This is a genomic window from Mycobacterium sp. E735, assembly GCF_001666955.1.
Taxonomy (GTDB): Bacteria; Actinomycetota; Actinomycetes; order Mycobacteriales; family Mycobacteriaceae; genus Mycobacterium.
In genome coordinates this window covers 1-4,993 of record NZ_LZIX01000238.1, presented here as the reverse complement: position 1 = coordinate 4,993, position 4,993 = coordinate 1, and the positions used below count along the sequence as shown (strand labels likewise).

6 protein-coding genes are annotated in these 4,993 nt (G+C 67.8%); 1 reads left to right on the top strand and 5 read right to left on the bottom strand.

Annotation, left to right across the window (positions count from 1 at the left end; all coding sequences use genetic code 11):
• The 5 genes from A5704_RS19355 to A5704_RS19335 all read right to left on the bottom strand — a co-directional run.
• A partial coding sequence (locus A5704_RS19355) for an arabinofuranosyltransferase (protein WP_197508510.1) occupies positions 1–1,155 on the bottom strand: 1,155 nt, incomplete at its 3' end.
• Between the two features lie 2 nt (positions 1,156–1,157).
• The gene (locus A5704_RS19350) at positions 1,158–1,922 is read right to left on the bottom strand and encodes a decaprenylphospho-beta-D-erythro-pentofuranosid-2-ulose 2-reductase (RefSeq protein WP_067781744.1); all 765 of its coding nucleotides are present in this window, start codon (positions 1,920–1,922) and stop codon (positions 1,158–1,160) included.
• Positions 1,923–3,314 (bottom strand): FAD-binding oxidoreductase, encoded by a 1,392-nt coding sequence (locus tag A5704_RS19345; protein WP_067781741.1) that lies wholly within the window; start codon positions 3,312–3,314, stop codon positions 1,923–1,925. It abuts the gene before it with no gap.
• Positions 3,315–3,345: 31 nt separating this feature from the next.
• Positions 3,346–3,711, bottom strand: coding sequence for a GtrA family protein (locus A5704_RS19340; RefSeq protein ID WP_156675592.1), 366 nt, complete (start codon positions 3,709–3,711; stop codon positions 3,346–3,348).
• A 124-nt stretch (positions 3,712–3,835) separates the two neighbouring features.
• Positions 3,836–4,315 carry a GreA/GreB family elongation factor gene (locus A5704_RS19335; RefSeq protein WP_067759364.1) on the bottom strand — a complete coding sequence of 160 codons (480 nt, stop codon included), beginning with the start codon at positions 4,313–4,315 and terminating at the stop codon, positions 3,836–3,838.
• A 472-nt stretch (positions 4,316–4,787) separates the two neighbouring features.
• Between A5704_RS19335 and A5704_RS19330 the strand changes: the two genes are divergently transcribed.
• Positions 4,788–4,993: PPE domain-containing protein (locus A5704_RS19330; RefSeq protein WP_156670222.1), on the top strand; the 206-nt coding region annotated here is incomplete at its 3' end.

Genomic DNA, 4,993 nt, shown 5'->3' with positions numbered 1-4,993 from the left:
GGCGCGCACCACCAGCCACAGCGCCCCGAGCAGGCAGATCGTGCCCAGCAGGGAGAACTGCAGCATCGGGAAGGTCAGCACGGCGCCGTCGGCCGGCAGGTAGTGCGCCGCGCTGCCGGAGTTGCTCACCGGGCTGCGGATCGCCCGCAACAGGAACGGCAGCCAGGTGGTGCTGCCGATGGCGGCGGCGATGACGGCGATCACGCCCAGCCTGCGCAGCGGGTCGAGCGCCGCCCGCCACCCGCGGTGTCGCCAGCGCGAGCCGGCCAGCGCGAGGCCCATCAGCGCCATCGCGAACGCGGTGAAACCGAACAGCAGCGTGTACCAGGTGGCAGTGAACCCCAGGAAGAGTCCGGCGGCGATGACCGCGGCCCAGCCGCGGTGCGGCTCCGCCGGCGCCTCGAGCGTCACGCCAGCGTGGCCATGGGCGTCCGGCGTCACGCTGGCGTGACGCTCGGGGGGATCCCACCGGCCGCCGGCGCGCAGGCCCGACCACGTCAGCACAAGCACCGGCGGCAGCAGCACGGTGATCATCGCCGCGTACGGTTCGGGCGAGCCGTAGGCCAGGGTCGCCGCCGCCGTCGCGGTGGTGACGATCAGCGCGTATTCGAACCGGACCATCCGCCACCACAGCACCAGTGCGACGGCGACCGCGATGGTGATCGAGGTGATGGCCCAGGGCTTGTAGACCTCCCAGGCCGGTGTCCCGCTCAGCGCCGCGGCCCGCCCGCCGATCCAGAACCAGCCGGGCGGGTAGAACGGCGGCAGCCCGATGTAGGTCATGTCGCGCAGGGCGGGGCTGTCGGCGAGCCGGGTCAGGTACTCGGTGCGGAACTGCTGGTCGACGGAAATGCCGAACAGGTACAGCTTGGTGGCCCCCAACGGCATGCCCAGCGTCACGACGGTGAACGCGGAGACGAACGCCAGCCCGCCCAGCCGCGCCGGCCACCGCCACCGCCGCCACGCCCAGCCCGCGCCGACCAGGCCGGCCAGGCAGCCGACCTGGCCCACGGTGGTCAGCGCGTGCAGCTGATTCGATGACGGAAAGGCCGGCCACTGGACGCGAGAGATGGCGACCAGCGAGACCACGGCGACGATGACGGCCACCGCGGCCGCCAAAGCCATCTGGCCGAGGCTGGCCAGCGCGTTACGCATGATCAGATGGGCAGCTTGCGGAAGATGGGCCGGGGGATGTGTCGCAACACCATCATCACGTACCGGAATGCTCCTGGCGCCCAAACCAATTCCTTACCCTTTGCGGCCGAGGTCACCGCGAGGTTGGCGACGTACTCCTTGTCCACCGTCAGCGGGGCTTCCTTGACGTGCGCGCTCATCCGGGTGCGGACCTGGCCCGGGCGGATCACCAGGACGTGAACCCCGTACTCGCGCAGCGCTTCTCCGAGACCCAGATAGAAGCCATCCAGTCCGGCCTTGGTGGAGCCATAGACGAAGTTCGATCGTCGCACCCGCTCCCCGGCGGCCGAGCTCATCGCGATGATCTGGCCGAAGCCCTGCGCGCGCATCTTCTCGCCGAGCAGCACACCCACCGAAACCGCTGCGGTGTAGTTGATTTCGGCGGCCAGGACGGCCTTGCGCTGATCCTGCCACAGCTCCTCGGCGTCCCCGAGGATGCCGAACGCGACGATCGCCACGTCGACGTCGCCATGGGCGAACGCCGCCTCGATGGTCTTCGGATGGCTGTCGGGGTCGGTGGCCTCGAAGTCGATCAGCTCCACCGACCGCGCGCCCGCCGCCTTCATCTGGGCGACGGCGGCGTCGCGGCCCGGGTCATCGGGCATGGCGGCCAGCACGATACGGGCGTGCGCGTTCTGCAGATAGCGCTCGCAGATGGCGAGCCCGATCTCGGAGGTCCCGCCGAGCAACAGGATGGTCTGCGGGTTTCCCACAGCGTCCAGCACCATTTACAACAGCTCCAAACGTCGGGCCATGTCGGAGGCGAACACCCCGGCGGGGTCCACCTTGCGGCGCACCGCGATCCACTCGTCGATGCGCGGGTACATGGCGTGGAAGGTCTCGGCGCTCGCGCGGGAATCTTTGGCGGTGTACACCCGGCCGCCGAATTCCAATACCCGCCTGTCAAGTTCGTTGAGGAACTCGTTGATCCCCGGCTTGTTGGGGAAGTCCATCGCGACGTTCCACCCGGCCATCGGGAAACTCAGCGGCGCGCGGTTGCCCGGGCCGAAGAGTTTGAACACGTTCAGCGCCGAATAATGGCCGCGGGTCTGGATCCAGCGGATGATGGCCTTGAACTCGTCCATCGCGTCCGGCGGAACCAGGAACTGGTGCTGCGCGAAACCCATTGGGCCGTAAGCGTTATTCCAGCCGTTGACCAGGTCGAGCATGTGGTAGAACTGCGACAGGTTCATGATCTTGCCGGAGTAGGTTCCGCCCAAGCGGTAGTACACCTCGCCGATGGCCATGAAAGACAGCTTGTTCATCGCGCTGACCGGAAATATGTTCGGCACCGTCAACAGCTGGGGCGCATCGAATTTCAGCGGATTTTTGGCCAGCTTCTCGGGCAGTTGGTCCAGCTTGGCCAGGCTGCCGCGGCTGACCGCGGCCCGGCCGAGTTTGGGCGGTGGGCTGATCAAATCGAACCAGGCGCTGGAGTAGGTGTAGTTGGCCTCGCTGCCGTCGAGGTGAACGGCGACCGTCTCGTCGAGGTCCTTGGTGGCCACACCGTCGGCGATGAAATACGCCGTTTCGGTCGGCGTCATCTCGATGGTCGCGCGCAGCACGATCCCGGTCAGGCCGTTGCCGCCGACGGTGACCCAGAACAGTTCGGCGTCCTCACCGTCGGGGGTGATGGTGCGGACGGTGCCGTCGGCCATGAGCAGGTCCATCGAGCGCACGTGGTTGCCGAAGCTGCCCGCGCTGTGATGGTTCTTGCCGTGGATGTCGCAGGCGATCGCGCCGCCGACGGTGACCTGACGCGTGCCCGGCAGCACCGGCACCCACAGCCCGAACGGCAGCGCCGCCTTCATCAACTGGTCCAGACTGACGCCGGCGTCGACGTCGACCAGCCGGGTGTCGGCGCTGATCGAGTGGATGCGGTTCAGCGGGGTCATGTCGATCACCAGGCCGCCGCCGTTTTGGGCGTTGTCGCCGTAGGACCGGCCCAGGCCGCGCGCGATGACACCCCGTCCGTTCGGTCCGCCGGATTCGGCTACCCGGGCGACGGCCTTGGCGATCAGCTCGGGATCTCGGGTCGAGAGCACCTCGGCCACCGACGGCGCGGTGTGGCCAAAGCCCATCAGCCGGGTGGGGGTGGTTCCAACGTCGGTGCTCAACATCGTCAAAGAGGGTACCGCTTGCGCAACTGGCTCAGCGGATGCGGAAGATAACGGCTCGCTGCACGATGAAGTTGATGACCGTCGCGGTGCCCTGCGCGATCACGAACGCGACGGGTATGGCCCACCCGCGGTAGTGCATAAGCGCAAGGCACAGGTGGTTGAGCCCGACCTGGACGGCGAAGGTGACGGCGTAGAGGATCATGACCGCGACGAACCGGGCGGTGCTGGGGGCGGCTTGGAAAGTCCACCGGCGGTTGATCAGGTAGGCGGTGATGGTGCCGACGACGAAGCTGGTGGCCTTGGCCAGGTCGACTTGGACGCCCACCGCCTTGTACAGGGCCAGGTACAGGCTGAAGTCCACGATTCCCGCCAAGCCGCCGGTGACGACGAAACGCATCACCTGTGTCGTCAGGCTCAACTGTGGGCTGGGCGGGGCGGCATCGGGCGGCGGGGCAACCATCGGGGGGAGTCTATCCGGGCCGGCGGGCCGGCGGGCCGCGCCGGGGACGCTACGGGACGCTCTAGCGGGGCAGCTTGACCGCGATCAGCTCGACCTGATCCTCGCCCTGCGGCGTGGAGTAGGTCACCGTGTCGCCCGCCTTGTGTCCGGCTAACGCCTGGGCCAGGGGGCTGCGCGCGGTCAGGGTCTCACCTTCCCGGCCAACCGGCGTCTCTTCCACGATCGAGATCACCTGCATGGTGACCACTTCGCCGTCGGAGAAGCGCAGGGTCACCTCGGTGCCACCGGGCAGGGTCTCCGACGCGTCGGCCTCCGACGGGCCGGTGCGCAGCCGGCGGTCCAGCTCGTTGATCCGGTCGCTGAGGCCCACCAGCTCCTCGGCGCGCTGGATCGCCTCGGCGGCGTCGCCGTGATCGCCCACCATGCCGCGGTCGTTGCGGACCTCGACCTCGAGGCGGTCGCGCCGCTGCCGTAGACGGTCGAGCTCCGCGGCCAGGCTCTCTTTTGCCGCGTCCGCCACTGATTGGGCTTTCTTAGCCACTTCCGTCGACCTTTCGCCTGCGGCCAGTTGGTTTCGCCGATTATTCATTCATACGCCGCAAATCCGCGCACACGCTTTTGTGAGAAAGCCCCGAGGCCGGCCGGACAGGGTCCGGAGGCGTCGCTTCGCCGGCTCGCACACCGGCGGGTTCGTTGCAGTGCGTCGTGGAGATTTCGTGGACGGCGGTCCACCCAGCGCTGGCTTGCCCAGGTGCGGCGGGGACCTCGGGAATCCGACCGCGCCGCGTGGCCCTCACGGCCAAGTAACCTTGCGGCACAGAGGATTTCAGTACGGCCGCCGCGTTCGGGTCCGATGCCTGGCCGTGCTTCGAATTGTCGTGCAAGTCAATTGGCTTCCAGTTTCCGTACCGAAGGAATCTTTTGGCGAGTTTTCTATGACCATCGTCCGAATCGGCGATAGGATTTTGTTCGCTACGGGGTTCACTGACTGAGGTGTTCGAAGAGGGCAGGCCATGGACTTTGGGTCGCTACCCCCCGAGGTCAACTCCGGGCTGATGTACACCGGTCCGGGATCGGGCCCGCTGCTGGCCGCGGCGGCAGCCTGGGACGCGGTAGCCGCAGAGCTGGAGTCGGCGACCGCGGGCTATTCCTCCGAACTGGCGGGCTTGACCGGGCTTTGGTTCGGGCCGTCGTCGATGGCGATGAATGCCGCGGCCGC